The 25,432-nt window shown below is 71.6% G+C and carries 21 protein-coding genes; 9 read left to right on the top strand and 12 right to left on the bottom strand.

The window, feature by feature from the left end; all coding sequences use genetic code 11:
• Positions 1-130 precede the first annotated feature (130 nt).
• Positions 131-802: a hypothetical protein gene (locus tag IEJ02_RS04730; protein ID WP_275558210.1), complete on the bottom strand. Its 672-nt coding sequence runs from the start codon at positions 800-802 to the stop codon at positions 131-133.
• Positions 803-1,296: 494 nt separating this feature from the next.
• Between IEJ02_RS04730 and IEJ02_RS04725 the strand changes: the two genes are divergently transcribed.
• Complete coding sequence (locus IEJ02_RS04725; RefSeq protein ID WP_191063518.1) at positions 1,297-4,476, top strand: AfsR/SARP family transcriptional regulator; 3,180 nt, start codon at positions 1,297-1,299, stop codon at positions 4,474-4,476.
• A 64-nt stretch (positions 4,477-4,540) separates the two neighbouring features.
• Here the strand turns inward: IEJ02_RS04725 and IEJ02_RS04720 are convergent, their stop codons facing one another.
• The 10 genes from IEJ02_RS04720 to glyA form a co-directional block, all read right to left on the bottom strand.
• Positions 4,541-6,283, bottom strand: coding sequence for an ABC transporter ATP-binding protein (locus IEJ02_RS04720; RefSeq protein ID WP_317985719.1), 1,743 nt, complete (start codon positions 6,281-6,283; stop codon positions 4,541-4,543).
• The gene (locus tag IEJ02_RS04715; RefSeq protein WP_191063517.1) at positions 6,280-6,837 is read right to left on the bottom strand and encodes a lasso peptide biosynthesis B2 protein; all 558 of its coding nucleotides are present in this window, start codon (positions 6,835-6,837) and stop codon (positions 6,280-6,282) included. The genes IEJ02_RS04720 and IEJ02_RS04715 overlap by 4 nt, the downstream gene beginning before the upstream one ends.
• A complete protein-coding gene (locus IEJ02_RS04710) occupies positions 6,834-7,121 on the bottom strand; it encodes a PqqD family protein (RefSeq protein WP_191063516.1) in 288 nt (95 codons plus the stop codon). Before IEJ02_RS04710 ends, IEJ02_RS04715 begins: the two co-directional genes overlap by 4 nt.
• Positions 7,122-7,123: 2 nt before the next feature.
• Positions 7,124-8,785 carry an asparagine synthase-related protein gene (locus IEJ02_RS50260; RefSeq protein WP_191063515.1) on the bottom strand — a complete coding sequence of 554 codons (1,662 nt, stop codon included), beginning with the start codon at positions 8,783-8,785 and terminating at the stop codon, positions 7,124-7,126.
• Between the two features lie 161 nt (positions 8,786-8,946).
• A complete protein-coding gene (locus tag IEJ02_RS49710; RefSeq protein WP_263407905.1) occupies positions 8,947-9,075 on the bottom strand; it encodes a hypothetical protein in 129 nt (42 codons plus the stop codon).
• A 108-nt stretch (positions 9,076-9,183) separates the two neighbouring features.
• Positions 9,184-9,798 carry a sarcosine oxidase subunit gamma gene (locus IEJ02_RS04700; protein WP_191063514.1) on the bottom strand — a complete coding sequence of 205 codons (615 nt, stop codon included), beginning with the start codon at positions 9,796-9,798 and terminating at the stop codon, positions 9,184-9,186.
• Positions 9,791-12,694, bottom strand: coding sequence for a sarcosine oxidase subunit alpha family protein (locus IEJ02_RS04695; protein ID WP_191063513.1), 2,904 nt, complete (start codon positions 12,692-12,694; stop codon positions 9,791-9,793). The genes IEJ02_RS04700 and IEJ02_RS04695 overlap by 8 nt, the downstream gene beginning before the upstream one ends.
• Positions 12,691-12,987: a sarcosine oxidase subunit delta gene (locus IEJ02_RS04690; protein WP_191063512.1), complete on the bottom strand. Its 297-nt coding sequence runs from the start codon at positions 12,985-12,987 to the stop codon at positions 12,691-12,693. Before IEJ02_RS04690 ends, IEJ02_RS04695 begins: the two co-directional genes overlap by 4 nt.
• A gap of 105 nt (positions 12,988-13,092) precedes the next feature.
• Positions 13,093-14,313 carry a sarcosine oxidase subunit beta family protein gene (locus IEJ02_RS04685; protein ID WP_191063511.1) on the bottom strand — a complete coding sequence of 407 codons (1,221 nt, stop codon included), beginning with the start codon at positions 14,311-14,313 and terminating at the stop codon, positions 13,093-13,095.
• Positions 14,310-15,626 (bottom strand): serine hydroxymethyltransferase, encoded by a 1,317-nt coding sequence (glyA, locus tag IEJ02_RS04680; RefSeq protein ID WP_191063510.1) that lies wholly within the window; start codon positions 15,624-15,626, stop codon positions 14,310-14,312. Before glyA ends, IEJ02_RS04685 begins: the two co-directional genes overlap by 4 nt.
• Positions 15,627-15,721: 95 nt before the next feature.
• On the opposite strand from glyA, the gene IEJ02_RS04675 reads away from it, so the two are divergent.
• Positions 15,722-16,387, top strand: a complete 666-nt coding sequence (locus IEJ02_RS04675; RefSeq protein WP_191063509.1) for a GntR family transcriptional regulator — start codon at positions 15,722-15,724, stop codon at positions 16,385-16,387.
• A gap of 196 nt (positions 16,388-16,583) precedes the next feature.
• Positions 16,584-16,880 (top strand): aldehyde dehydrogenase family protein, encoded by a 297-nt coding sequence (locus tag IEJ02_RS50255; RefSeq protein ID WP_317985718.1) that lies wholly within the window; start codon positions 16,584-16,586, stop codon positions 16,878-16,880.
• 33 nt (positions 16,881-16,913) lie between these two features.
• On the opposite strand, the gene IEJ02_RS04665 is transcribed toward IEJ02_RS50255, so the two are convergent.
• The gene (locus IEJ02_RS04665) at positions 16,914-17,861 is read right to left on the bottom strand and encodes a methionyl-tRNA formyltransferase (protein WP_191063508.1); all 948 of its coding nucleotides are present in this window, start codon (positions 17,859-17,861) and stop codon (positions 16,914-16,916) included.
• A gap of 236 nt (positions 17,862-18,097) precedes the next feature.
• Between IEJ02_RS04665 and IEJ02_RS04660 the strand changes: the two genes are divergently transcribed.
• The 6 genes from IEJ02_RS04660 to IEJ02_RS04635 all read left to right on the top strand — a co-directional run bounded on the left by IEJ02_RS04660 (position 18,098) and on the right by IEJ02_RS04635 (position 25,427).
• Positions 18,098-19,453, top strand: a complete 1,356-nt coding sequence (locus IEJ02_RS04660) for a lysine N(6)-hydroxylase/L-ornithine N(5)-oxygenase family protein (protein WP_191063507.1) — start codon at positions 18,098-18,100, stop codon at positions 19,451-19,453.
• Between the two features lie 17 nt (positions 19,454-19,470).
• Positions 19,471-20,529: a FecCD family ABC transporter permease gene (locus IEJ02_RS04655; protein ID WP_191063506.1), complete on the top strand. Its 1,059-nt coding sequence runs from the start codon at positions 19,471-19,473 to the stop codon at positions 20,527-20,529.
• Entirely contained in the window at positions 20,526-21,587 is a 1,062-nt protein-coding gene (locus tag IEJ02_RS04650) for a FecCD family ABC transporter permease (protein ID WP_191063505.1), read from the top strand. Before IEJ02_RS04655 ends, IEJ02_RS04650 begins: the two co-directional genes overlap by 4 nt.
• Positions 21,588-21,629: 42 nt before the next feature.
• Positions 21,630-22,505: an ABC transporter ATP-binding protein gene (locus IEJ02_RS04645; protein ID WP_191063504.1), complete on the top strand. Its 876-nt coding sequence runs from the start codon at positions 21,630-21,632 to the stop codon at positions 22,503-22,505.
• Between the two features lie 76 nt (positions 22,506-22,581).
• The gene (locus IEJ02_RS04640) at positions 22,582-23,637 is read left to right on the top strand and encodes an iron-siderophore ABC transporter substrate-binding protein (protein WP_191063503.1); all 1,056 of its coding nucleotides are present in this window, start codon (positions 22,582-22,584) and stop codon (positions 23,635-23,637) included.
• Positions 23,634-25,427, top strand: coding sequence for an ABC transporter ATP-binding protein (locus IEJ02_RS04635; RefSeq protein WP_191063502.1), 1,794 nt, complete (start codon positions 23,634-23,636; stop codon positions 25,425-25,427). The genes IEJ02_RS04640 and IEJ02_RS04635 overlap by 4 nt, the downstream gene beginning before the upstream one ends.
• The last annotated feature ends 5 nt before the right edge of the window (positions 25,428-25,432 follow it).

Here is a 25,432-nt window from a genome sequence, read left to right as displayed (position 1 = left end):
ACCGGCCTCACAGGCGGTACCGTCGTCGAAGGGCGGCCCACTGGCCCGGTCAATGATCAGCGGGGCCAGCGGGCGGCGGCCGGTTTCACCGGCAGGGTGATCCCTCGGAGCGGTCTGGCGGGCTGGCGGACTAGAACAGGCGGTTCAGACGGAGCGACAGGTAGCAGCCGCCGGCGCGGCCGTCGGTGTCGTCGCCCACCGTCACGGGGGTGCCTTCATAGACCGTGTCCCAGCTGCCCTGCGGAATGTAATTCTTGCACTGCCCCGAGGCGTCGCGTCCGCCATCGCCGTACCACTGCACGTTGAGCACGATGTCCGAGCGGCCGGACAGGGCGAAGGTGAGGTTGCACCAGCCCGCTCGGCCGTCGGTGTCCACCCGGATGTTGTCGCCGAATGTCTTGAACGGCTTGATCGGGATCGTGTGCGTGCCCTCGTTCTCGCACTGGCTCTCGTCGCTGCCGGGCTCTGCCATCCAGGTGTAGGTGACGTTCAGGCCCGCGAGAGTGTTCGACGGGTCGTAGATGCCGAAGGCCAGCTGGCAGCCGCCCGCGCGGTTGTCGGTGTCCAGGCGGATGGTGGAGGTCCAGTCGGGTGCGGTGACCCACCGCTCCGGCGGATTCGTCGGCCCGTCGCACTGGCCGTCGCCGTCGGGGTAGAAGCGTACGCCCAGTTCGGGCGAGGCGTTGGCCGAGGACGGCGCGGCGTCGGCCGACGTGGCCGTCAGCCCGCTCACCATCAATAAGCCGACCGCCAGCGCGGATCCCATGCGGGCCGATCTGCTGCCCAGCTTCAGCTTTCTCACGTGTGTCTCCCAGGGTGTCTTCGCTTGATGCCGAAAAGGTGCCGAACCGTTCCACGAGCGCGCATGACCATCACTGAATTCCCGGCTGGTGCGTTGGAACAGGGCGGAGCAGGAAGGAGCAGGGAAGAGCGGAGAGGAACAGAGGGAAACCGAGGTGGATCAGACGGGAAGGCGGAATGGACCCTCCCCGAACCACGGCGCCGCGCCGGCAGTGCGCGGCGACGACGGCAGAATTATCCAGGCCACGTCAGGACGAGCGGCAAGCTGGATATCGGCCAGAGATATGGGCCAAGACCATGGGTTGATGAGTGCTGATGAGTCAGCGCGTGCCGCCCGACCGGAAGCGTTCATGGCCGAATACGGCGGGGAGGGGAAAGGGATTTCTGGACACCGTCGGTGCTTGCGAGAAGCATGTCCACCTGGCATACGCGGGTGGAGGCCGTCTCGCGTCCGGGGGCGGGCTGGGGCGGGGCTCGGGTCGGGTCGGGGGGACCATGCGGATTCAGGTACTTGGGCCGTTACGGGCCTGGCACGACGAGGCCGGAATCGACCTCGGCACACCTCACCAGCGGGCCCTCCTCGGCCTGCTGGTTCTGGCAGGAGGGCGGTCGCTCTCCCGGGCGGAATTGGCCGATGCCCTCTGGAGAGACCGGCCGCCACGCAGCGCCGTCAACCTGATCCAGACCTACGTCAAGCGATTACGCCGCCTGCTGGAGCCCGCCCGTCCGGTCAGGACCCCCAGCGCGCTGCTGCCCAGGGTCGGGGACGGCTACGCCCTCCGCGTTCCCCAGGATGACGTCGACCTGTCACGCTTTCGGCAGCTGACGACGCGGGCCGAGGCCGCACGGCGCGACGGCGACGGCCGCGGCGCGGCAGCGCTGCTGGACGAGGCGCTCCGGCTGTGGCAGTCCCCGCCGATGGCGGATCTGCCCCTCCTGGCAGCTCATCCCGCGGTGGTCGCGCTGGCCGAGGAGCGGCGGGCCGCGGTGGCCAAGTACGGCGATGCGATGATCGCCGCGGGCGCGGCCGAAGAGGCCCTGTCCGTTCTGGCGGAGGCCGCGGCCGCACACCCGCTGGACGAGAGGGCGCAGGCCCGTCTGATGCGGGCCCACGGTGCCGTCGGACAGCGGGACACGGCCTTCGCGATCTATCTGGACAGCCGGCGCAGACTCGCCGACGAACTGGGTGTGGAGCCCGGCGCCGAACTGACCGCGGCGTACACCGCGTTGCTGGGGGAGACGGCCGGGAGACCGGGCGCCCGTGCGGCCGGCCCCACGGGAGCGCCTTCCCGTGGGGCCGACGTCATGTCGGACGTCCCCGAACCCGGACGCGGATCCGGACGCGGATCCCGACCCCAACCCCGACCCGAACCCGAACCCGGACCCCGACCCGAACCCGGACCCCGACCCGAAGCCGAACCCGGACCCCGGCGGCCCGGTGACGATCAGGCGACGAGCCCGGACCCAACCGCCCCGACCCCCGCTCCCGCCCCGCCCGCCCAACTCCCGGCGGACGTCTACGGCTTCACCGGCCGGTCCGCCGAGCTGTCCGCGCTCGACCGGCCCTGGGCCGGGGACGAGCGGCCCGAGGGCCGGACGCCCGGCCCCACGACCATGACGATCTCGGTGATCTCCGGCACCGCCGGCGCCGGGAAGACCGCGCTGGCCGTCCACTGGGCGCATCGGGCACGCGACCGGTTTCCCGACGGGCAGCTGTACGTCAATCTGCGCGGCTACGACCCGGACCGGCCGCTGTCCTCCGGCGACGCCCTCACCCGCTTCCTGCGCGCCCTGGGGCTGAGCGGCCGGCACATACCTCTCGACCCGGACGAGCGGGCGAGCCGCTACCGCACCGAGATGGCCGACCGCCGGATGCTCATCGTGCTGGACAACGCCCTGTCGGTCGAGCAGGTGCGCCCGCTTCTGCCGGGTACGCCCTCCTGCGCGGTGGTGGTGACCAGCAGGGACAGCCTGGCCGGTCTGGTGGCGCTGCACGGCGCCCGGCGGATCGAACTCGGTCCGCTGCTCCCCGCCGAGGCGACCGCGCTGCTGCGCCTGCTCATCGGCGACCGGGCCCAGGCGGACCACACCTCGTCCGCGGTACTGGCCGAGCAGTGCGCCCGGCTGCCGCTGACGCTGCGGGTGGCGGCCGAACTGGCCGCCGCCCGCCCGGGAGTGACCTTGTCCGAGCTGGTGGCGGAGTTGAGCGACCAGCAACGGCGGCTCGACTTGCTGGATGCCGGTGGGGACTCCCGTGCCACCGTGCGGTCGGTGTTCTTCTGGTCCTACCGACATCTGCCTCCCGCGGCCGCCCGGACGTTCCGGCTGCTCGCACTGCACCCGGGCCCGGACTTCGGCGTGCCCGCCACCGCCGCCCTCACCGGCGAGGACGCGGACCGGGCCGGCCGCCGGCTCGCCCTGCTGACCCGGGCCCATCTGGTCCAGTCCTCCGGGCCCGGGCGGTACGCCATGCACGACCTCCTGCGCGCCTACGCGGACCGCCTGTCGCTCATGTGCGACAAGCAGGAGGACCGCCGAGCGGCCGGCACCCGCCTGCTCGACCACTACCTGGCCGGTGCCACCGCGGCGATGGACACGCTCTACCCCGCCGAGCGGCACCACCGCCCCGGCGCCGCGCCCACGGCGGCACCGGTCCCGCCGATGCGGGACCAGGCGGCGGCCCGGGCCTGGCTGTCCGCCGAGATCCCCGTCATGAGCTCGGTCTGTGCCATGGCCGCGGACGGACACCGGGCCGGATACGCCGTGGGTCTGGCCGCCGTGCTCTTCCGCCACCTGGACGGCGGCCACCACATGGAGGCGCTGTCGTTCCACACCCACGCGCTGCGCGCGGCCGAGCACATCGGTGACCGCGCCGGTCAAGCCCACGCGCTGACCAACCTCGGCGTCGCCCACTGGCGGCTCGGCACGTACCGATCGGCCGCCGTCCACCTGCGGCAGGCCCTGATCCTCCATCGCGCGTCCGGCGACCGGGCGGGCCAGGCCCGTACGCTGTCCAATCTGGGCAATGTGCACTGGCGGTCGGGCGACCACCCGTCCGCCGCGCACTGCCACCAGCAGGCCCTGTCGCTGTACGAGGAGCTGGGCGATCAGGTCGGCCAGGCCCGCACCCTGACCAACCTCGGCAATGTGTGCCAGCGCCAGGGGGAGTACGACCTGGCCGACGCCTACCAGCGCCGGGCACTGGAGCTGCACGGCGTGACGGGCGACCAGATCGGCCGGGCCCGCACGCTGACCAACCTCGGCACCGTGCATTTCCACCGAGGCCGTTACGAGGCGGCAGCCGACCACCACGGTCAGGCCCTCGAGCTCTTCCGCCGGTTCGGCCACCACGGGGGCCAGGGATATGCGATGACCGGCCTGGGGGATGTGTACCTGCGGCAGGGGCTGCCTCTCGTGGCCGCCGATCACCACCGCCAGGCCCTGCGCCTGTTCCGTACGATCGGCGAGCGCTACGGCGAGGCGTCCGCGCTCAACGGCCTCGGTGAGGCGCTGCGCGGGGCCGGACGTCCGGGCGAAGCCGTCGTCTACCACGTCAGAGCCGAAGCGGTCGCGGCGAGCACCGGTGAGCGCGACGAGCAGGCGCGCGCCCGGCTCGGTGCGGCGCTGGCCCGCGGCGACAGCGACGCCGCCGACGCGTCCTCCACCTTGCGTTAGCCCTGCGCCGACCTGGCCTCCCGCCCCCCGGTGGTGCCTTCGGTCCGGACGGGAAGGCGTCGTCTCAGACGAGAAGCTGACGTCCGGCCAGTTCCCGGTACAGCGGCGAGGTGTCGAGGAGTTCGGCATGGGTACCGCGGGCGACGACCCGGCCCTCTTCGAGTACGACGATGAGGTCGGAGCGGACGATCGTGGACAGCCGGTGGGCCACGACCAGCACGGTGCGGTTGACGGAGACGGAGTCGATCGCCTCGGCCAGAGCGGCCTCGTTGCGGGCGTCCAGGCTGGCGGTCGGTTCGTCCAGCAGGAGCAGCGGTGGGGCCGCCAGCAGTACGCGGGCGATGGCCAGCCGCTGGCGTTCGCCGCCGGAGAGCAGCACCCCGCCGTCCCCGACCTGGGCGTCCAGCCCCTGGGGGGTGCGATGGGCGAGACCGCACAGGTTCACGGTGCCGAGCACACGCAGCAAGGTGGCGTCGTCGGCGTCCGGCGCGCCCAGCAGCAGGTTGTCCCGCAGGCTGCCGGCCAGCGCGGGCGCGTCCTGTTCGACATAGCCGAGTTGGCCGCGCAGGGCGGCGAGCGGCAGTTCACGGGTGTCGACCCCGTGGAGGCGGACGGCGCCCGCCGTCGGCTCGTAGAACCGCTCGGCCAGGGCGAGCAGGGTGCTCTTGCCCGCGCCGGAGGGCCCGACGAGCGCGACCCGGAAGCCCCGCGGGATGTCCAGGCTGACGCCCCGCAGCACGGGTGTGCCGTCGGGATAGTCGAAGTCGACGTCCTCGAAGGCGAGGGCCGGCCGGTGCGCCGGGCCGACGGGCAGAGGACGGTGGACGGCCGCGCGGCCGGCCTGGGGCTCGGTGGGCAGGGCCCGCACCTCCTCGATCCGGGCGAGCGCCCCGAGCCCGGCCTGGAGGGTGGTGTACGCCTGCAGCGCCTGGGCCATGGGCTGCACGAACAGCAGGAGATAGAGGACGAACGCGACGAGGTCCGCCACGCCCACCGCACCCGACGCCACGCGGGCGCTGCCGTAGCCCAGCACCGACAGGAGGGCCGCCTGCATCGCGACATGGGTCAAGGGGACGGCCAGTGACTCCAGGCGGGCCACGCGGAGCCCGGCTTCGTAGGCGGCCGCCGCACTCCGCCCGACCTGCGTGGCCTCACGTTCCTCGGCGCGGGCGGCACGGATGGTGCGCACCGCGGTCAGCGCCCGCTCGACGGAGGCCGTCATGGCGCCCACGGCCTGCTGGGCCTGGCCGCTCAGGCGCCGGACGCGGCGCGAGACCGTGGCCACGGCGACGACGCCGGCCCCCACCGACAGCAGGGTCACCACCAGCAGCGGTGGATCGATACTCCCCATCAGGACCACGGCACCGAGGGCGACCACCACGCCCGAGCCCAGGTCCACCAGACCGCCGGTCACCACGGACCGCAGCACAGTGGTGTCGGCGCCCACCCGGGAGATCAGGTCTCCGGTGCGCCGCCGGTCGAACTCCCCGACCGGCAGCCGCAGCAGCGTCTCCACCAGGGTGCGGCGGGCCATGAGGACCACGCCCTCCGCGGTGCGCTGGAGCAGATAGCGCTGGACTCCCTCCAGGGCCGCGGCCGTCACCACCACACCGACCAGGAGGGCGAGGGCGATGCCGAGGCCGGAGCCCCCGCTCGCCGCGCCCAGTGTCCGCTGGACCAGCAGCGGCTGGGCGAGGGCCGCGGCCGCCGAGACCAGGGAAAGCCCCATGACCGCCAGCAGCGGGCCACGGTGCGGGGCGAGGTACGGCCACAGGCGGGACGGCCGGTGGCCGGGTGCGCTGCTCACGGGGCGAGCCCCGGTCGCCGCCCGGGCGCCGCCGGAGCGTCCGTCAGATGGGAGGAGCCGATGCGCCGCAGCACGCGATATCCGACGGTGACGTCCTGGTTGTCATTGAGCACGGTGCCGTGGATCTCGGTCCAGGCGTGGAAGGTGTCCTTCTCGAACGTGCTGGTCAGCGCCCTGGCCACACAGACCTCGGCGGGCAGTCCCAGAGCCGACAGACAACGGGCCAGGGCCAGGGAACGGGGCAGGCAGTCCGCCCGGGGCATCAGGACCCGCAGCACCGACTGGGACCAGAACACCTGTCGCCGGGCCAGGTGGACACTCACGGCCGGGGGGAGTTCGCGCGGATGCCAGGCGCCCGGGGCCGGCCGGGCTCCCTCGAGGAGCAGGCGGGCCCTGCCCCAGCCGTGACGTCGGTAGGTCCATGCCGTGACGGCGGTGGCCCGGAGCGCGCGCAGCCGTAAGAGCGGTGGCACGCCCGGCGGTGGCGCCGCGTCCGGGGCCGGGTCCGCCAGGAAGAACTCCCAGTCCGCCAGGGGCTTGGTGAGGGCTCTCATGGGCGCCCCTCCTCGGCGGGGGCGAGCAGGCCGTGCTGGGCGAGCTGGTGCGCGAGGGTGGTGACGCCGGCCTCGAGGGTGCTGATGGGCGCCTCCACCAGTTCCCCGAGGTGAGCGGCCACCTCCTCGAGCGTGCCGAACCGCAGGGCGGCGCCGAGCATCAGCGTCGCGGTCGCGTTCAGGGCCAGATAGATATCCTTGCGGGTGTCGAGGATCACCCCGGCCTCGTCGGTCGGGTCGAAGACGGCGTGGTCGGCCAGGCGCAGCAGAGGAGCGGGGTTCACGGTCAAGGGGTCCTTCCCTCGTAGTGACGCAGGAAGATCTCGGTCATGGCGGCGTGGACCAGCGTTTCGGCGTTGCGGCGCCTGCGGTGCGGGTCGGTCAGCACCTCGGCCAGCCGCTCCGGGTTCACCACACCCATGCGGACGAGCCGGGAGTCGGGTCCGCCCATCAGTTCGTGGAAGACGCCCGCGTCCGCCAGGGCGCGGTGCTTGTGCGCGGAGGACATCCACAGGCGTCCGTACCGGCGCCATACGGAAGCGGGCAGCCGGGTGGACAGCAGCAGCCGGAGCACCGGCTTGGTGATCACCTGCCCCTGGTAGGGGATCATCCGATACGCGTCGGGCATCCGCGCGGCCAGCCCGCGCAGGTCCCGGGAGCCCAGAGGGTTGCACATCATGATTCCGCGCGGCCGCCACGAGGTCAGATGCGCGCAGGCGTCCTTGACCGAGTAGTCGTCCTCGGCCGGTACGTCCGCGAACGGGTCGTCCGGGACGCCCGGCACGGGTTCGAGGAAGTCCGTGGCCCGGGCGAGGCCGCCGCCGGTCCGGACGTCGTCGAACAGCGAGCGGGACCGGGAGGCGGTGCGGACGATCCGCGGGAGTTCCCAGCGGGAGCTGATCAGACCCGCGCACAGCGCCGCCCTCTCGCGGAACGGGATGTCTCCGGCCAGGGCGTCGTGCAGACCGTAGCGGAGCGGGCCGAACCGCAGGTCGCCGTCCCTGCCCCACACCAGCAGCCTGATGCCGTCGCCGCTCACCCGCTCCGCCAGCTGCTCCAGCCAGGGAAATCCCACGTTCAGGAAGGGGTGGGAGAAGGAGCGCTCGCGCGGTGGGAAGTCGCTGTCGTAGCCCGCCTTGACCATCTCCAGCGGGACGGACAGGTGGTCGCAGATCGTGCGCGCGTACGCGGACTCGTCGGCCAGCGGGTCGTCCACCACATGGTGGTAGGCGACCACATCGGCCCCGGCCTCGACCAGCGCGCACAGCACGGCCGCCGAGTCGAGCCCGCCGCTGACCATGACTCCGACCCGCCCCGCTCCGACGTACGCCCGGGCCTCCCGCAGCAGCATCTCGTAGGCGAGCTCGGCGTACTGGGCCAGGGGGGTGCGGCGTGGCAGGTCCAGCGGCGCGAGAGCGTCGAAACGGACGGTGGACAGGGTCTTCCGGTCGGCGACGACCAGCTCGCCGGGGCGCACGGGGGTCAGCCCGTGGTAGATGAAGACCTCGTCGCCGCGGCAGCACCGCCAGATGGCCTGCCGGCTGAACTCCTCGCGTTCCCGGTGGAGCAGGTCGGCCGGGTCGGTGGACCACCGCACCACCGGGCCGTCCTTGCGGTACAGCAGCCCCTCGGTGCTGACGAGGTTCCGGAACAGCGTCACCTTGTGCGGGGTCACCAGGGCCCCGCACAGTTCACCGGGCAGCCGCGCGAGTTCCGCATGGCGGCCCTCGCGGACCAGATCCGCGATCCGCCGCTGCCATCCGTCCGTCGCCGGACGGGTCACCGGACCGGACAGCAGCAGATGCTCCCCGGGGCCGGTCTCCACCGGCCGGAGGGAAGCGTTCGGGGCCAGTCGCCGCACCGCCCGGTGAGGGGACGGCGGTGTTCCCCGGCTTGCGAAGGACAGGTGGGCGAGCCCGATGTCCGCGTCGGCGGCGTCGAAATCCACCCGACCGGAGATTCCGAGAAAGTCCCCGACCAGCAACAGAGCACCCCTTTTCGCCATCTGGTCCAGCCGGTACCTGATGCCCCGCCGCTGTCAGGCGGGGCCGAGCGGCATCCGCTCCCGCCCGAAGGAGGCGGGAGCGGAGCGGGTGGTATCGGCCGCCGTCAGCTGAGGCGCCGGTGCGTGGTGATGACGTTGTCGAAGGTCTGCCCGATGGTCAGCCATCCGGTCAGTTCCTCGACCGTGCCCAGCACGGTGACACTGGGCTCCACATACGCCAGCTTGATCTTCATCGGAGTTCCTCCCCTTTGGACGGGTTCGGTGCGTGCTCCTCCTCAGGTTGCGTCGTACGTTTGGACGAGGACTGGACGTCCGGTGGACACGGCCGCGCCGAGCCCTTGTCAGGGCACCTCCGGCCCGCGGAACTCGCTCATCGCGTCGATGAGCCAGCGCGCCAGATAGTCGGCGAACGAGGACCGCGGGAGGAGCCGGTACGTCGGCGCCTCGTCGAGCTGCCAGAGCAGCACCGGGACGGGGCCCACCGTGGTCGACACCGCCCGGCCGGGGCCGAAGGCCCGGGGGTGCAGGTCCAGCCGGCAGCCCTTTTCCAGCACCTGCCGGGCGGCCGGACCGCTCAGCTCCAGCGTGGTGCGATTCGCCGAGACGTCCACGACCGAGCCCGGGTCTCCCGCGAGTGCCTGCCGCAACTCGGCGGTGTCGACGGGCGCTTCGGACAGCACCAGCCACTCGTCGGGGCCGAGCCAGACGACCGTCCGGGGGCCGGACGCGGTGGTGTGGCCGCACTCTCGCGGGAGTGGCGCCCCCAGGGTCTTCTCCACGCGGTCGGCCGCTTCCGAAGCGGGGTCGAGGCGCAGGTTCACCATGGTGATGAACGGCCGCTCGGCCAGCGTGACGCCGCGGGCGCCGGTGACGGCGGCCGCGCGCATCCGGTCCGCCAGATGTGCCAGGGGGCTGGTGCGCAGCGCCACCGGGCCCGCGTCGATCGGCTCAGCCATCTCGCTTGGTCCCTTCGGGGTCGTAGAGCACGGGTTCGGTGACCTGGACGGGGACGAGGTCGTCGCCGACCGGGGCGAGGAGCGTGTCCCCGACGCGGTCCCGGCCCGCGGCGACCAGGGCGAGGGCGAACGGCCGGCCCAGGGCCTGGCTGTGGTAGCTGGAGGTGACATGGCCGAGCATCGGCACCGGCCCGGCCTCGGGGGTGACGGGCACGTTCGGCGCGATGAGCTGCGTGCCCTCGGGCAGCCGGGTGACGCGATCGCTCGGCAGCAGGCCGACCAGCTGCTTGCGGTCGGTGCGGGCGGTGTCGGGGCGGGAGTGCGAGCGCTTGCCGATGAAGTCCTTCTGCTGGGAGACCACCCAGGACATGCCCGCGTCCGTAGGGGTGACGGTGCCGTCGGTGTCCTGGCCGACGATGATGTAGCCCTTCTCGGCCCGCAGGACGTGCATGGTCTCGGTGCCGTACGGGGTGATGTCGTACGGTCGGCCCACCGCGTACACCTCCTCCCAGACCGCCGGGCCGTACCACGCGGAGACGTTGATCTCGTAGGCCAGTTCGCCGGAGAAGGAGATCCGGCAGATGCGGGCCGGGATTCCGGAGGCCAGGGTGGTCTCGCGGAAGGCCATGAAGGGGAACGCCTCGTTCGAGACGTCGACGTCGGGGGCGAGATGGGCGACGACCTCGCGCGACCGCGGGCCGACCACGGCGATCGTCGCCCACTGCTCGGTCACCGAGGTGCAGTGGACGTCGAGCTCCGGCCACTCGGTCTGCAGCCACTCCTCCAGCCAGTCCAGGACTCCGGCGGCGCCGCCGGTCGTGGTGGTCATGAAGTAGCGGTTCTCCTCGAGGCGCAGCGTCACGCCGTCGTCGAAGATCATGCCGTCGGGCTTGCACATCACGCCGTAGCGGGCCATGCCGGGCCGCAGCTTCTTGAACCCGTTGGTGTAGACGCGGCCCAGGAACTCCCCGGCGTCCCTGCCCCAGATCTCGATCTTGCCGAGGGTGGAGGCGTCCATGAAGGCCACCCCCTCCCGGGCCGCTCGGCACTCGCGGGCCACGGCCGTGTCCATGTCCTCACCGGGCCGGGGGTAGTACCAGGGGCGCTTCCACTGCCCGACGTCCTCGAACTCCGCCCCGTGAGCGACATGCCAGCTGTGGAGGGAGGTCATGCGCTCCGGGTCGAACAGCTCACCGCGCTCCCGCCCGGCCAGGGCGGCGAAGGCCACCGGCGTGTACGGCGCCCGGTAGGCCGTGGTGCCGATCTCTCCGGGTGACGCGCCCGCGCCGAGGACCTCGGCGATCACACCGATCGCGTTGACGCCGGAGGTCTTGCCCTGGTCGTTCGCCGTGCCGAGCGAGGTGTAGCGCTTGACGTGCTCGACACCGCGCATGCCCGAGCCGGTGGACCGCCGGACGTCGGCGACGGTGACATCGCGCTGCAGGTCGACGAAGTGGGTGTCCCACCCGCCGGGCCCGCCCTCGGGGGCGGGCACCAGCCACAGCGCGCGCGTCGGGCCGCCTGCGGCCCGCGCCTCGTCCGGCGACGGCGGGGGGACCGGGAACCCGGCGTCCGTCGCGGCCCGGGCACCGGCCCGCGCCCCCTCGGCCAGACAGCCGTCGAGGTCGTAACGCCCACGGGCCGCACCGACGACCCGCTGGTTCCGTACGGTGCCATCGGGGACGAAGGCGACCAGGTCCTCGTCCCAGCGCAGCTTGCCCTGGCGCTGGCTGTGCAGATGCACCACCGGGCTCCACCCGCCCGAGACGGCGAGCAGGTCGCAGTCGAACGACTCCGGAGAGCCGGTGAGTTGACCCTCCTCGTCGAGGGCCTGGACGGTGACGCCGGTGAGCCGGCCGCCGCCCGCGGTGCCGACCACCGCACTGCCCGTCAGCACCCGCACCCCGGTCGCCGTGGCGACCTCGGCGGCCCGGCGGGACAGCTCGGGGCGCGCGTCCACGACGGCGGCGATGTCGATCCCGGCGGCGTGGAGATCGGCGACCGTGTCATAGGCGCTGTCGTTGGTCGTGCTCACCACCGCCCGCGAACCCGGAGCCACGGCGTACCGGTTGAGGTAGGAGCGCACGGCCCCGGCGAGCATCACTCCGGGCCGGTCGTTTCCGGCGAAGACCAGCGGACGCTCGTGGGCGCCGGTCGCCAGGACCACCTGGCGGGCCCGGATGTGCCACAGCCGCTGGCGCGAGACGCCCTCGGAGGGGTCGGGCGCGTCGGCTCCGAGGTGGTCGGTGCGCCGCTGCACGGCCAGCACGTAGTTGTCGTCGTAGGCGCCGAACGCCGTGGTGCGGTGCAGGACGACGGCCTCCGGGGCGGCGTCGAGCGCCGCGCGGACCTCGGCGACCCACCCGAGGGCGGTCTGCGCGCCGACCCGCTCGGCGCGCCCGGAGAGCAGCGAACCGCCGGGCTCCGGCTGGTCGTCGAGGAGGATCACGCGGGCGCCGGAGCCCGCGGCAGCGGCGGCGGCCGCGAGCCCGGCCGGTCCCGCGCCGACGACCAGGACGTCGGTGTGAACGTACTTCTTGTCGTAGACGGCGGGGTCAGGGGTCGGGTCGAGCCGCCCCCTCCCGGACAGCGTGGTGGCGGACAGGCCGTCGTACAGCTCCACGGCCGTCGCCGGAAGCATGCCCTCCGAGCACGAACCCTCGATCCGCACCAGGGCGTTGGGCTCCTCGACACCCGCGGCGACGATGCCGCGCGGGCGGCCGCGGTAGATCGACGGAGCGACCTCGACGACCCCGTTCGCCAGCATCGCCGAGGCCACGGTGTCTCCGGGGTGCCCGGTCAGCTCCCGCCCGTCGACGGTGAACCGCAGCACGGTGCCGCGCTCGATACGGCCCCCCTGCCGGAGCCGACAGCGCTGGTCGGGCTGGTCGGTCATCGGTTTCCTCCGGCCTTGGGCAGTTCGGGGCGGGGCGCGTCGAGCCGGTAGGAGGCCAGCACCTCGTAGCTGACGGTGTCGCGCAGGACGTTGAACCAGCGGCGGCAGCCGGTGCTGTGCATCCACCGCTCGGCGAAGGGGCCCTTGGGGTTGTCCCGGTAGAAGACGTACGCGGCCCACTGCTCGTCGTCGAGGTCGGCGGGGCGCTCGGGGTAGGGGACATGGGCCTGTCCCCCGTAGTGGTACTCGGCCTCGTCGCGAGGACCGCACCATGGGCAGGTGATCAGCAGCACGGTGTCCTTCTCTCAGCGGGCTCTCAGCGGGCTCTCGGTTCAGGCTCTCGGCGGGCTCCGCGGGCGCTCGGCCGGTTCTCAGTGGGCCACGGCCGCGGCGTGTCCTCAGTGGGCCACGGCCGCGGCGCCGTGTTCGTCGATCAACGCGCCCGTCGCGAAGCGTTCGAGGGCGAAGGGGGCGTTCAGCTGGTGCGGCTCGCCCGTGGCGATGGTGTGCGCGAAGGTCCAGCCGGCGGCCGGGGTGGCCTTGAACCCGCCGGTTCCCCAGCCGCAGTTGACGTAGAGGTTCTCGACGGGGGTGGTGCCGATGACGGGGGAGGCGTCCGGGGTGACGTCGACGATGCCGCCCCAGGTCCGCAGCACATGCGCGCGGGCGAAGACGGGGAACAGCTCGACGGCGGCGGCCATCTGCTGCTCGATGACGTGGAAGGAGCCGCGCTGCCCGTAGCCGTTGTACGAGTCGATGCCCGCGCCCAGCACCAGCTCGCCCTTGTGCGCCTGGGAGACGTAGACGTGCACATGGTTGGACATCACCACGGTCGGGTGCACCGGCTCGTGCAGTTCGGAGACCAGCGCCTGGAGCGGATGGGACTGCACCGGCAGCCGGAAACCGGCCAGCTCGGCCAGCACACTGCTGTGCCCGGCGGCCGCGAGGCCGACCCGGCCGGCGCGGATGCGGCCACGGCTGGTCTCGACGCCCACCACCCGGTCGCCGTCCTTGAGGAAGCCGGTGACCTCGCACCCCTGGATCAGGTCCACACCCATGGCGTCGGCCCGGCGCGCCAGCGCCCACGCGACGTGGTCGTGCTTGGCGATACCGGCCCGCGGCTGGAAGGTGGCGCCGAGCACCGGATACCGGGTGCGGGGCGAGACGTTGAGGATGGGGCACACCTCGGCGACCTCCTCCGGCGCCAGCCACTGGGCGTCCACGCCGCCCAGACGGTTGGCGCCCACCCGGCGCACGCCCTCGCGGACGTCCTGCAAGGTGTGCGCGAGGTTGAGGACGCCGCGCTGGCTGAACAGGAAGTCGTAGTCCAGCTCCTCCGGCAGGCCCTCCCACAGCTTGAGCGCGTGCTCGTAGATCGCCGCGCTCTCGTCGCACAGGTAGTTGGAGCGGATGATCGTGGTGTTGCGCGCCATGTTGCCGCCGGCCAGCCAGCCCTTCTCCAGGACGGCGACGCCTGTGATGCCGTGGTTCCGGGCGAGGTAGTAGGCGGTGGCCAGGCCGTGGCCGCCCGCGCCGACGATGACGACGTCGTACGAGGAGCGCGGCTCGGGGTTGCGCCAGAGGAAGTCCGGGTGCTCCGGCGGCGGCTGGGCGGTCATGCCGCGTCTCCGTTCAGGCGGGGGTAGAGGGGGAAGGCGGAGGCGAGCTTGTCGACCCGGTCGCGCAGCAGGCCCGCGCGCTCGTCGTCGAGCCGCTCGTCCTCGAGGGCCTGGGCGATGATGTCGGCGACCTCCCGGAACTCCGTCTCGCCGAAGCCGCGGGTGGCCAGGGCCGGAGTGCCGATCCGCAGGCCCGAGGAGACCATCGGCGGGCGGGGGTCGAACGGCACCGCGTTGCGGTTGACGGTGATGCCGACGCGGTGCAGCCGGTCCTCGGCCTGCTGCCCGTCGAGCGCGGAATTCCGCAGGTCGACGAGGACCAGATGCACTTCGGTGCCGCCGGTGAGCACCGTGATCCCGGCCTCGGCCACATCGTCGGCCAGCAGCCGCCCGGCGAGGATGCGGGCGCCGTCCAGGGTGCGCCGCTGGCGCTCCCTGAACTCCTCGCCCGCCGCCACCTTGAAGGCCACCGCCTTCGCCGCGATGACATGCTCCAGCGGGCCGCCCTGCTGACCCGGGAAGACCGCCGAGTTGATCCTCTTGGCCAGGTCGGCACGGCTGAGGATCACCCCGCCGCGCGGGCCGCCGAGGGTCTTGTGCGTGGTGGTCGTCACGACGTCGGCGTACGGCACCGGGTTGGGGTGGAGGCCCGCGGCCACCAGCCCGGCGAAGTGCGCCATGTCCACCATCAGATACGCGCCGACCTCGTCGGCGATCCGCCGGAACGCGGCGAAGTCCAGCCGGCGGGGGTAGGCCGACCAGCCCGCGACGATCATCTTGGGCCGGTGTGCGAGCGCGAGCCGCTCGACCTCGTCCATGTCGATGCGCAGATCGGATTCGCGCACGTGGTACGGCACGACGTTGTACAGCTTGCCGGAGAAGTTGATCTTCATGCCGTGGGTCAGATGGCCGCCGTGCGCGAGGTCCAGGCCGAGGATGGTGTCGCCGGGGGAGAGGAGGGCGAACATCGCGGCCGCGTTGGCCTGGGCGCCGGAGTGCGGCTGGACGTTGGCCGCCTCGGCGCCGAAGAGCTCCTTCACCCGGTCGATGGCGATCTGCTCGACCACGTCGACGTGCTCACAGCCGCCGTAGTAGCGGCGGCCGGGGTAGCCCTCGGCGTACTTGTTGGTCAGGACCGAGCCCTGGGCCTCCATGACCGCCGCCGGGGCGAAGTTCTCCGAGGCGATCATCTCGAGCGTGGACTGCTGGCGGTGCAGCTCGGCCTCCACCGCGGCGGCGACGTCCGGGTCGAGTTCGCTGAGCGGGAGGGCGAGGGGGGAGGCGAATGTGCTGGTCGACGGGTTCATTGCCATCTGTGCACCATCCTGGGAGCCAACTAATGGGCAACTGATATATCAGCCTCTACGGTAAGGTATGAGAGCTCGCGAGACAGGTCAAGGGGGCATTCATGCAGCAGGTGGCGACCGAACCCGCGGGCGAGGAGCTCTCCCTCGCCGAGCGCGCCTACCGCGCCATCCGCGACCGGCTCGTCATGCTCGAGATCCGCCCGGGCGCGCCGATCAACGAGGACCAGCTGGCGCAGTCCCTCGGCGTCGGGCGCACACCGGTGCGCGAGGCGCTCAAGCGGCTCCAGTACGAGCGCCTGATCACGACCTACCCCCGGCGCGGCACCTTCGCCACCGACGTCAACATCACCGACCTGGCCCATATCTCCGAGGTGCGCCAGGAGTTGGAGCCCCTGGCCGCCGCGCTGGCCGCGCGGCGCGCCACGGCCGCGGACCGTGCGACCCTGACGGCCGTCCTGCGGGAGCTGGAGGGCGCGGATTCACCTCGGCGCGACGCCGCCGAGCTGATGCGCCTGGACCTCCAGGTCCACCGCGCCATCTACGCCGCCACGCACAATCCGTACCTGGAGGACACGCTCGTCCGCCACGACAACCTGGCGACCCGCATCTGGTGCCTGTTCATCGACCGTCTCTCCGACATGGCCGGTCACGTCGGAGAGCACGGACCGTTGATCGAGGCGGTCGTCGCCGGTGACCCCGACAAGGCGGCACAGCTCGCCCACAGCCACGTCGAGGGCTTCGAACGGGCCATTCGCGCCGCCATCTGAGGCGACGCCTGGCCGTCGCGTTGCGCAACGCGTCGAAGGCGGCGGTGTCCTCGCCGGTGATGGCGTCGCACGCCTGGCCGTAGTCCATCCGCGGCACCGTGACGAACATGCGCAGTCGACTTCGCGGATACGCACATGATCGCGGTCCCGGGCGGCGGCCCGGACCTCTCCTGTCGGCCGGTGACGGCGGCCGGCGGTGGACGCTCGCCAGTGCCACGCTGCCCGCCACCTTCATCGTGCTGCTGGGGCTGGGCACGCCCGAGTCCCCGCGCCGGCTGGGGGAACAAGGGGCGCACCGAAGAGGCCGAGGCCGTCCTCGTCGTCCCTGCGCGTCGCCGGCTTCTGGAACTCGGGGCAGGAGTGCGGGGCCGCCTGCCGGGTCCTCGTCCACGAGTCGGTCGCCGAGCGGTTCGTCGAGCAACTCGTCGGCGAGGTAGGGGCGTTGGTCGTCGGTGAGCCGCACAAGCACGTGATGCACCACCACGGACGCTGAAGGGCAACGACGGGACCGTGGCGGGCCGATACGTCAGGGGCGGCTGGTCAGATAGCCGCCCATGGAGGTGAAGTACTCCGTGGCGCCCATCTCGCGGCCGTCCTCGGTCCGTACGCGCGTGATCGCCAGACCGTGGTTGCGGCCGGTGCGGGCGTCGGCTCCGGCGACGATGGCCACGCCGTCGCCCTCGCGGTAGAAGATGCGGCCGGGAGTGCCGCCGTACCGGCCCTGGGACACGACCGCGGCCAGGATGTCGAGACGCTTGCCCTTGTGGAAGGTGTAGGCGCTGGGATACGGCTCGGACTGGGCGCGGACCAGGCGTTCGAGGTCCTCCGCCGGCCAGGTCCAGTCGATGCGGCTGTCCTCGATGGACCGCTTGTGGAAGAAGGTCGCCTGGGACCGGTCCTGCTTGGTGAACTCCGTCTGCCCGGCGGCGATGAGGCCGAGCGCGCCGATGGTGACCGGGGCGATGAGGTCGACGGTCTTGTGGAAGAGGTCGGTGGCGGTGTCCGTCGGTCCGACCGGAACCGCCTCCTGCCGGACGATGTCGCCGGCGTCGAGTTCCTCGTTCATCATGTGCGCGGTGACGCCCACTTCGGGCTCGCCGTTGATCAGGGCCCAGATCAGCGGGGAGAAGCCGGCGTACTTCGGCAGCAACGCGTCGTGGATGTTCAACGTGCCGTGGCGCGGCAGGCCGAAGATGCGCGGAGGGATCCACGTCCGCCAGTTGTTCGCCACGATGATGTCCGGGTCGACCTCCTTGAGGCGTTCGAACAGCTCGTCGTCGTCAGGGCGGTTGCGGAGCAGCACCGGGACGCCGTGCTCCTCGGCGAGCTCGGCGACGGAGTCACTCCAGATCTTCTCGTACGCGTGCTCGCTCTTGGGGTGCGTCACGACCAGGACCACGTCGTGTTCGGAGTCCAGGAGGGCTTGCAGGGTGCGGTGCCCCCAGGTCTGGTAGCCGAACATGACGACCCGCATGGGGTTCCTCCTTGGGGCAGGGGATGACCGAGCAGCAAGTAAAGCAAGGCTTACCTTAGCCCGCAACGGGCCGATCTGATCTCTGAGTTGGCGTGTGTGGCCGCTTGAGCGACCCTATCGACAGGCTCGCGGGTTTAGCTTAGGCTCACCTAAGTTGCTGGCATGCCGCTCCGTCGGCGTGGCCACCGCGACTTCCCCATGCCTGACAGGCGATTGCCCCGCACGATGGGAGTGACATGTCACAGGTTCTTCCTGGTGACGCATTACTGGTCCACGACCTCATTGGCATCGGCTTCGGGCCGTCCAATGTGGCCATGGCGATCGCACTCAGCGAGCACAACGCACGCGTCGGTGGGCGAGAGGCGATCACCGCTCAATTCTTCGAGCAGCAGCCACGCTTCGGCTGGCACCGAGGCATGCTGATCGACGACGCCACCATGCAGGTGTCCTTCCTCAAGGACCTGGTGACGCTGCGGAACCCCGCCAGTGAGTTCAGCTTCCTCTGCTATCTGAAGAGCAAGGGGCGGTTGATCGACTTCATCAACCACAAGAACCTCTTCCCGCTGCGGGTGGAGTTCCACGACTACTTCGAGTGGGCCGCGGCCAAGGTCGAGGACATGGTCTCCTACGGCCACGAGGTCGTCGGCATCGTGCCTGTCGTCCGCGACGGAGCCGTGGAGTACTTGGACGTGACGGTCCGGTCGGGGGAGGGGCTCGCCGTCCACCGGGCGCGCAACCTCGTCATCGGTACCGGACTGCGTCCCCTCATGCCCGAGGGCGTGGAACGCGGCCACCGCGTCTGGCACACCTCTGAACTACTGGCGAAGGCCGACGAGCTGGAGGGCACCTCGCCCTCCCGGTTCATCGTCGTGGGCGCCGGGCAGAGCGCCGCCGAGAACGTCGCCTACTTGCACCGCCGCTTCCCCGGGGCCGAGGTCTGCGCGGTCTTCTCCCGCTACGGCTACAGCCCCGCCGACGACAGTGGTTTCGCCAACCGGATCTTCGACCCCGGGGCGGTCGACGAGTACTTCGCCGCGCCTGAGAACGTGAAGCGCCGGCTGATGGACTACCACGGCAACACCAACTACTCCGTGGTGGACATCGACCTGATCGACGACCTCTACCGGCAGATGTACCAGGAGAAGGTCCTCGGCGTCGAGCGGCTGCGCTTCCTCAACGTGTCCCGGCTCGCCGACGTCAAGGAGACGCCGGCGCAGGTCCGTGCGACAGTGAAATCCCTCGTCACCGGCGAGGAGACGCTTCTGGACGCGGACGTCGTGGTGTTCGCCACCGGCTACAGCCCCGCCGACCCCCTGGGCCTCCTCGGCGAAGTCGCCGACCGCTGCCTCAGGGACGACGAGGGCCGCATCCGTGTCGAGCGTGACTACCGCGTCGTGACGGACCCCGGGCTGCGCTGCGGCATCTATCTGCAAGGCGGCACGGAGCACACGCACGGCATCACCTCGTCCCTGCTGTCCAACACCGCGATCAGGGTCGGCGAGATCCTGGACTCGCTCATCGACAGGGGCATCCCATCCGCGTCCGAGGAGGCCCGGTCGGCTGCCGACGGCGTCGGCTGCACCGCCCGGTAGGGATGACGTACTGAGACATGGGCACGACTGCGATTGAGCGCCCCTTGGCCAGGGGCACGACAGAGGCCCGACGGCGGCGGGTTGTGGGAATGGGCACGCTCGTGGCGCTCCTCGTGATCGCGGGGGCGGTGTCGCTGGCCGTCGGTGCGCGCGCGTTGAGTCCCGGCGAGGTGTGGCACGGGTTGTTCGCGGCGCCGGACTCCGACCAGCGGCTCACCGAGATCAGGCTCATCGTGCGGACCGTGCGGGTGCCCCGGACGGTGCTCGCGATCGTGGCGGGCATCGCCCTGGGAGTGGGCGGGGCGCTGATCCAGGGGTACACGCGGAACCCGATCGCCGACACGGGCCTGCTGGGGGTGAACGCCGGCGCCTCGTTCGCCGTGGTGTCGGTGATCGCCCTGTTCGGGTTCACCGACCCGTTCCAGTATGTCTGGTTCGCCTTCCTGGGGGCGGCGGTCGCCGGTGTGGTGGTGTTCGGGTTGTCGAGCATCGGCCGGGGGGCCGGCAACCCGTTGACGCTCGCGCTGGCCGGACAGGGGATCACGGTGTTCCTGGCGGCGATGACCACGGCGGTCGCGCTGTCGGACCAGGCGTCGCTGAACGCGCTGCGGTTCTGGAACGCGGGCTCCGTGGCCGGTGTCGGATTCGACGTCATCCGGCCGGTGACCCTGTTCATCGCCGTCGGGTTGGTACTGGCGCTGACCACGCTGCCCGCCCTCAACCTGCTCAGCCTGGGTGACGACGTGGCGCGGGGGCTGGGCGTGAACATCGCGCTGAGCCGGACCGTCGGCATCCTCGCCATCACCCTGCTGGCGGGCGCGGCCACGGCGGCGTGCGGCCCCATCGCGTTTCTCGGGCTGATGGTCGCCCATGTGGCCCGGTATCTGACCGGGCCGGACTACCGCTGGCTGGTGCCGTACGCGGGTCTGCTCGGGGCCGTTGTCCTCCTGGTCTGCGACATCGTGGGGCGCCTGGTGGTGCGGCCGGGTGAGCTGGACGCGGGAGTCGTCGTAGCTCTCCTGGGCGCTCCGTTCTTCGCGGCCCTGGTGTGGCTCGGAAAGTTCAAGAACACATGAGCGGGACGGATGTGAAGCGATCGGTGGCACCGGGCGTGCGGCTCGGCCAGGTGTCGTTCGTGTGGCGGCCCTGGCTGGTAGGCGTCACGCTGCTGTTGGCCGCGGCCACCTTCCTGGTGTTCTGCCTGTCCATCGGCGTCGGGGACTTCCCCATCGGCCTGTCCAGGGTGATCGCCACCATCCTCGGCGGGGGCGAACGGGTCGACGAGTTCGTGATCATGGACTTGCGGATGCCGCGTGCCCTGGCCGGGCTCATCGTGGGGGTCGCGCTGGGGGTGTCCGGGGCGCTGACGCAGTCCATCGCCCGCAATCCGCTGGCCAGCCCGGACATTCTGGGGATCACCGGGGGCGCCGGCGCGGTCGCGGTGTTCCTGGTGACGGTGTCGGGCGGGACCGCCGCGGCGGTCGTCAGCGCCGTGGGCCTGTCCGCGGCGGCGCTCGCGGGCGGTCTCGGAACCGGGCTGCTGGTGTACTTCCTGGCGTGGCGGCGCGGTATCGACGGCTTCCGGCTCATCCTCATCGGCATCTCGGTGAGCGCCGTGATGGAGGCGATCACCACATGGCTGCTGGCCACGGCCGACATCAAGGACGTGGCCCGGGCCCAGGCGTGGCTGGTCGGCTCGCTGGAGGGCCGCTCGTGGGGCGACGTCCGGGTGGCGCTGTGGTGCACGCTGGTCCTCCTGGTCGTCGTGTCCTGTGCCGCGTTCCAGTTCAAGCCGATGCACTTGGGCGACGAGGTCGCCGCCGGCCTGGGCGTCCGGTACTCGATGGTGCGGGCGGTCCTGTTGTTGTGCGCGGTCCTGCTGGCCGCTGTGGCGGTGAGCGCCGCGGGCCCGGTCCCGTTCGTCGCGCTGGTGGCGCCGCAGGCGGCGATGCGTCTGGCGAGGTGCCCGACGCCGCCGATGGCGGCCTCCGGCTTGGTGGGGGCGTTGCTGCTGATCGGTGCGGACCTGGTCGCGCGCACGGCGCTGCCGGTCACTCTCCCGGTCGGCGTGGTCACCGCCGCGATCGGCGGCCCCTTCCTCGTCTATCTGCTGGTGCGGGCGAACCTCAGATAGCTGCCAACAACGTCAGGCAAAACCTCGATCACAGGGGGGCTTGTGAGCGCCGAGCGCATCACCGACAACGAGTCCGCGGCCCAGGGCCATGCGCGGCTCGCGGCCAGAGGCGTCACGGTCGGGTACGGCGGCCGGGCCGTCATCGACAATCTGGACGTGACGATCCCGCCCGGCGTGATCACCACGATCATCGGTCCCAACGGCTGTGGCAAGTCCACCCTGTTGCGCACCCTGACCCGGCTGCTCAAACCGGCCAAGGGGGCCGTCGTGCTGGACGGCGAGGACATCGCGGGGCTCAGGACCAGGGACGTGGCGAAGAAGCTGGGCCTGCTGCCGCAGGCGCCGGTCGCGCCGGAGGGGCTGACGGTGGCCGACCTGGTCGCGAAGGGGCGTCATCCGCACCAGAGCTGGCTGCGGCAGTGGTCGTCGGACGACGCCGGTGTCGTGGAGCGCGCGCTGGCCATGACCGGAGTGTCGGATCTGGCTGACCGCCCGGTCGACTCGCTGTCCGGCGGGCAGCGCCAGCGGGTCTGGATCTCGATGGCCCTGGCCCAGGGCACCGATCTGCTGCTCCTCGACGAGCCGACCACCTACCTGGACCTGGCGCACGCGATCGACGTGCTCGACCTGGTGGACGACCTGCACGAGTCGGGCCGCACCGTGGTCATGGTGCTGCACGACCTCAATCTGGCCACGCGGTACAGCGACAACCTCATCGTGATGCGGGCGGGTTCGATCCTGGCACAGGGGCACCCGCGTGACGTGATCACCGCTGAGCTGCTGGACGAGGCATTCGGGCTGCGTGCCACGGTCATTGACGACCCGGTGGGCGACCGGCCGCTCATCGTGCCGATCGGCCGTACCCATGCCCGGCTCGGCCAGGTTCCGGGAAGGAATTCACAAGTAAGGCTAGGCTAGCCTCACTTACACGGGATAAGGTTTGGCTGCCCTTAGTTAGGGGTGCAACGGGCGGCGCGATAGCAAGGGATTCCGGATGCTTCTCCATCGAACGACGCGTATGACGCCATGGCGGCGGTTAGCGGCGGCGCTGTCCGCGGCGGCCCTCGGTGTCGGCCTTCTCGCCGGATGTGGTTCCGACTCGGCGGACGAAGCGGGTGACGACGCCCCGGCTGCCGCCTCCGGCGCGTTCCCGGTCACCGTGGAGCACGCGTTCGGAACCACGAAGATCACCAAGGCTCCCCGGCGGGTCGTCTCCGTCGGTTACACGGACGACCAGGCCATGCTGGCGCTCGGTGTCAGACCGGTCGGCATGGTCGACCAGTACCCGAACCCGGCGGGCAAGAAGCCGGACATCAACACCCAGTGGCCCTGGGTGAAGGACAAGTGGGGCGACACCCGGCCCGAGGTCGTCATGGAGAACGGCGACTCCGGCCCCAACTACGAGAAGATCGCCGCCCTGCGGCCGGACCTGATCGTCGCGGTCTACTCCGAGATCGACAAGGCCGCCTACGACAAGCTCTCCCAGATCGCACCGACCGTCGGCCGCACCAAGGGCGAGAAGGAGCCGTTCAGCGCCCCCTGGCAGGACAACGCCGTGCAGATCGCCAAGGCTCTGGGCAAGGAGGACGAGGGCACCAAGCTGGTGCAGGGCATCCAGGACAAGCTCGACGCGGCCAAGAAGGCGCATCCGAAGTTCGCGAACCAGACCGCCGTCGTGGTGTCCTGGTACAAGAACTCGGTGGCGCCGTTCACCTCCACCGATGTGCGCGGACGGCTGGTGACGGGCATCGGCTTCACCTACCAGACCAAGATCGACAAGGTGGCGGACGGGAAGTTCTTCACCGTCCTTTCCCCCGAGCGCGTCGACCTGGTCGACGTCGACCGCGTCTTCGTCATCAACGACAAGGCGGACCAGCGGGCGCTGAAGAAATTCCAGCTGTTCGGCAACCTGGACGCCGTGCAGAAGGACAAGGTGTCGTATCTGCTGGACAGCGAGGGCCCGGCCGTCGGCGCGGCCATCTCCCAGAGCACCCTGCTGTCCCTTCCGTACGCGATCGACGAACTTGTCACGTCGGTCGGCCGGGGGTGAGCACCACCGACGCGCGTGTCACCCCGACCCCGGCAACCCTGCGCACGGCGACCGGGCGCGTGGCCACCCGATGGGTCACGGCGCACTGCCGCGAGGTGCCCTGGCTGACGGCCGCCACCGTGCTCACCACGGTGGCCGGGGCGGCGCTCCAGGTGCTCCCGGTGCTGCTGCTCGGCAGGGTGGTCGACGGTGTGGTCGAGGGCGAACCGCGCTCGGCCCTGGTCACGATCGGGGTGCTGATGGGGGCCGCCGCGCTGCTCGGCGCTGCGGCCACCGCGGTGTCGACCTATCTCATCGGGCGGCTCGGCGCGGATCTGCTCGCGGGGCTGCGGGAAGGCGCCGTCCGCGCGGTGCTGGGGATGCCGAGCACGCGGATCGAGCAGGTCGGCCGGGGAGACGTGCTGTCCAGGGTCGGTGACGATGTGGCGGTGCTGTCCAAGGGCATCCGCACCGCCGTCCCCACCGTGTTCTCGGCGGGAGTGCTGGTCCTCATCGCGACGGTCGGCATGTTCGGACTGGACTGGCGGCTCGGCCTGGCGGGCGCCGGCGCGCTGCCCGCGTACGCGCTGGCCCTGCGCTGGTACCTCCCCCGGTCCGCCCCGCTCTACCAGAAGCAGCGGGCGGCCCAGGCCGACCGCGCACAGGCGTTGATCAGCGGCCTGAACGGGATCGACACGGTCCGGGCGTACCGCCTCGAGGGCGTCTTCCGCGAGCAGGTCACCAGCGAGTCGTGGCGAGTGCGCGATTTCGGTATCGAGGTGTTCCGGTTCTTCGGCCGGTTCGTCGGCAGGGAGAACCGCGCCGAGTTCATCGGGCTGGTGCTCATCATCGTGGTGGGCTACGCCCTGCTGGAGGCCGATGCCGCCAGCCTGGGCGAGGTCTCGTCGGCCCCGCTGATGTTCCACCGGCTGTTCACCCCGCTGGGCTCCATCATGTTCACCTTCGACGAGGCACAGAAGTCGGGCGCGAGCCTGACCCGGCTGGTCGGGGTGGCCGGGGAGGCCGCGGAGGACCGGCTGGTGGGCGACGCGGCCGTCGCACCGGTGGACGCCGGGCCGTACCCGGTGACGGTGAAGGGGCTGACGTTTCGCTATCCCGACGCCGAGGAGCCGGTCCTCCGGGACGTCAGCCTGACGATCCCGGCGGGCCGCTCGCTCGCGCTGGTGGGGGCGACGGGCGCGGGCAAGACGACGCTCGCCGCGCTGATCGCGGGCATCGGAACCCCGCAGGCCGGGTCGGTGCGCATCGGGCCGACCGACCTCGCCGGTCTGGACGAGGCCGGGGCGCGAGCCATGGTGAGCATCCTGACGCAGGACACGCATGTGTTCTCCGGTCCGCTCGCCGACGACCTGCGGCTGGCCGCGCCGGAGGCGACCGACGCCGAGCTGATGGACGCGTTGCGTACGGTCGGCGCCGACGGGTGGGTCGACGCGCTGCCCGAGGGGCTGAACACCATGGTCGGCGAGGGCGGAGAGCGGCTGGACGTCACCAAGGTCGCCCAGATCTCCCTGGCCCGGCTGGTGCTGGCCCGGTCGCCGGTGGTGGTGCTCGACGAGTCGACCGCGGAGGCGGGCAGCGAGGGCGCCGCCGAGCTGGAGCGGGCCGTGCTGGCCGCGTGCTCGGGCCGGACCACGTTGTTCGTGGCGCACCGGCTGACCCAGGCGATGGCGGCGGACCGGATCGCCGTGCTGGATACGGGACGCGTGGTGGAGCAGGGAACCCACGAGGAACTGGTGGCCCTGGACGGCCGGTACGCGCGACTGTGGCGGGCCTGGCGAGAAGGCAGTTAGCCACC

The organism is Streptomyces sp. 5-10, from assembly GCF_014712245.1.
Taxonomy (GTDB): Bacteria; Actinomycetota; Actinomycetes; order Streptomycetales; family Streptomycetaceae; genus Streptomyces; species Streptomyces violaceusniger.
The sequence above is the reverse complement of the archived record's forward strand: the minus strand, read 5'-3'. Positions and strand labels throughout refer to the sequence as shown.

Excerpts from the sequence above, each read along its gene's own strand:
- IEJ02_RS04675 (WP_191063509.1), top strand. The coding sequence starts at position 15,722 with ATGCAGCAGGTGGCGACCGAACCCGCGGGCGAGGAGCTCTCCCTCGCC.
- IEJ02_RS04650 (WP_191063505.1), top strand. The coding sequence starts at position 20,526 with ATGAGCGGGACGGATGTGAAGCGATCGGTGGCACCGGGCGTGCGGCTC.
- IEJ02_RS04655 (WP_191063506.1), top strand. The coding sequence starts at position 19,471 with ATGGGCACGACTGCGATTGAGCGCCCCTTGGCCAGGGGCACGACAGAG.
- IEJ02_RS04700 (WP_191063514.1), bottom strand. The coding sequence starts at position 9,798 with ATGGCTGAGCCGATCGACGCGGGCCCGGTGGCGCTGCGCACCAGCCCC.
- glyA (WP_191063510.1), bottom strand. The coding sequence starts at position 15,626 with ATGGCAATGAACCCGTCGACCAGCACATTCGCCTCCCCCCTCGCCCTC.
- IEJ02_RS49710 (WP_263407905.1), bottom strand. The coding sequence starts at position 9,075 with ATGAAGATCAAGCTGGCGTATGTGGAGCCCAGTGTCACCGTGCTGGGC.
- IEJ02_RS04665 (WP_191063508.1), bottom strand. The coding sequence starts at position 17,861 with ATGCGGGTCGTCATGTTCGGCTACCAGACCTGGGGGCACCGCACCCTG.
- IEJ02_RS04660 (WP_191063507.1), top strand. The coding sequence starts at position 18,098 with ATGTCACAGGTTCTTCCTGGTGACGCATTACTGGTCCACGACCTCATT.
- IEJ02_RS04640 (WP_191063503.1), top strand. The coding sequence starts at position 22,582 with ATGCTTCTCCATCGAACGACGCGTATGACGCCATGGCGGCGGTTAGCG.
- IEJ02_RS04725 (WP_191063518.1), top strand. The coding sequence starts at position 1,297 with ATGCGGATTCAGGTACTTGGGCCGTTACGGGCCTGGCACGACGAGGCC.
- IEJ02_RS04685 (WP_191063511.1), bottom strand. The coding sequence starts at position 14,313 with ATGACCGCCCAGCCGCCGCCGGAGCACCCGGACTTCCTCTGGCGCAAC.
- IEJ02_RS04715 (WP_191063517.1), bottom strand. The coding sequence starts at position 6,837 with ATGAGAGCCCTCACCAAGCCCCTGGCGGACTGGGAGTTCTTCCTGGCG.
- IEJ02_RS04695 (WP_191063513.1), bottom strand. The coding sequence starts at position 12,694 with ATGACCGACCAGCCCGACCAGCGCTGTCGGCTCCGGCAGGGGGGCCGT.